Origin of the sequence: Iodobacter sp. BJB302, from assembly GCF_002735645.1 — a bacterium.
In the GTDB taxonomy this organism is placed as follows: Bacteria; Pseudomonadota; Gammaproteobacteria; order Burkholderiales; family Chitinibacteraceae; genus Iodobacter.
Genome location: NZ_PDZG01000156.1, coordinates 1 through 2,148, shown reverse-complemented (window position 1 = coordinate 2,148; position 2,148 = coordinate 1). Strand labels below are relative to the sequence as shown.

Annotated in this window: 1 protein-coding gene; it reads right to left on the bottom strand. The window is 56.1% G+C overall.

Translation table 11 applies throughout. The features are described from left to right. On the bottom strand, nucleotides 1–2,148 hold a 2,148-nt coding region (locus CSQ88_RS22280; RefSeq protein WP_218963188.1), incomplete at both ends, for a Calx-beta domain-containing protein.

Genomic DNA, 2,148 nt, shown 5'->3' with positions numbered 1-2,148 from the left:
TTTCTACTAAAGCATCATCCACTGTTGGCAAGGTGACGGCGAAGTTAGTGACACCTGCCGGAACCGTAATCAAACCGGTCGTGGCGTTATAAGTGACGCCATTGCTGAAGGTGGCTGTGCCGTAATCCGCTACGCTCGCTGATCCGCCGCCCAGATTAAAGGCATAGGTTTCTGGCTTTGTTGTTGCGGTGCTGAGCGAAACATTGAAGACAAGGTTATTACCTTCCACCACATTGTCATCGGCCACACCCGGATTACCGACTTCGATGCCGGTAATGGCCGGGCTGTCGTTGTCCAAGATGCCGCCGGTGGCGCTCACGCCGCCGATGGTGAGTGGGACGGTTTCTGGGGTGATTTCTACTAAAGCATCATCCACTGTTGGCAAGGTGACGGCGAAGTTAGTGACACCTGCCGGAACCGTAATCAAACCGGTCGTGGCGTTATAAGTGACGCCATTGCTGAAGGTGGCCGTGCCGTAATCGGCTGCGCTCGCTGATCCACCGCCCAGATTAAAGGCATAGGTTTCTGGTTTTGTAGTAGCAGTGCTGAGCGAAACATTGAAGACGAGGTTATTGCCTTCCACCACATTGTCGTCGGCCACGCCTGGATTGCCGACTTCTATGCCGGTGATGGCAGGGCTGTCGTTGTCCAAGATGCCGCCGGTAGCGCTCACGCCGCCGATAGTGAGTGGTACGGTTTCTGGGGTGATTTCTACTAAAGCATCGTCAACCGTTGGCAGAGTGACGGCGAAGTTGGTGACACCTGCAGGCACGGTAATCAGGCCCGTGGTTGGGTTATACGTGACGCCATTGCTGAAGGTGGCAGTGCCGTAATCCGCTGCGCTTGCTGATCCGCCACCTAGGTTAAAGGCATAGGTTTCAGCCTTGGTCGTGGCTGTGCTGAGCGAAACATTGAAGACAAGGTTGTTACCTTCCACCACATTGTCGTCGGCCACACCCGGATTGCCGACTTCGATGCCGGTAATGGCCGGGCTGTCGTTATCCAGAATACCGCCGGTGGCACTCACGCCACCAATAGTCAGAGGAACCGTTTCCGGGGTGATTTCAACCAGCGCGTCATCTACGGTTGGCAGAGTGACGGCGAAGTTGGTGACACCTGCAGGCACGGTAATCAGGCCTGTAGTTGGGTTGTAAGTGACGCCGTTGCTGAAGGTGGCTGTGCCGTAATCGGCGGCATTCGCTGATCCGCCGCCAAGGTTAAAGGCATAGGTTTCTGGTTTGGTGGTGGCAGTGCTGAGCGAAACATTGAAGACAAGGTTATTGCCTTCCACCACATTGTCGTCGGCCACACCCGGATTGCCGACTTCTATGCCGGTGATGGCAGGGCTGTCGTTGTCCAAGATGCCGCCGGTGGCTGAAACGCCGCCAATAGTCAGAGGAACAGTTTCCGGGGTGATTTCAACCAGCGCGTCATCTACGGTTGGCAGGGTGACGGCGAAGTTGGTCACGCCTGCAGGCACGGTAATCAGGCCTGTAGTTGGGTTGTAAGTGACGCCGTTGCTGAAGGTGGCTGTGCCGTAATCGGCGGCATTCGCTGATCCGCCGCCAAGGTTAAAGGCATAGGTTTCTGGTTTGGTGGTGGCAGTGCTGAGCGAAACATTGAAGACAAGGTTATTGCCTTCCACCACATTGTCGTCGGCCACACCCGGATTGCCGACTTCGATGCCGGTAATGGCCGGGCTGTCGTTGTCCAAAATCCCGCCGGTGGCTGAAACGCCACCAATCGTTAACGGTACGGTTTCAGGAGTGATTTCAACCAGCGCGTCATCTACGGTTGGCAGGGTGACAGCGAAGTTGGTGACACCTGCAGGAACCGTAATCAAACCCGTGGTTGGGTTGTAGGTCACGCCGTTGCTGAAGGTGGCCGTGCCGTAATCGGCTGCGCTCGCTGATCCACCGCCCAGATTAAAGGCATAGGTTTCAGCTTTGGTCGTGGCGGTGCTGAGCGAAACATTGAAGACGAGATTATTGCCTTCCACCACATTGTCATCGGCCACGCCTGGATTGCCGACTTCGATGCCGGTGATGGCAGGGCTGTCGTTGTCCAAGATGCCGCCGGTAGCGCTCACGCCGCCGATAGTGAGTGGGACGGTTTCTGGGGTGATTTCTACTAAAGCATCGTCAACCG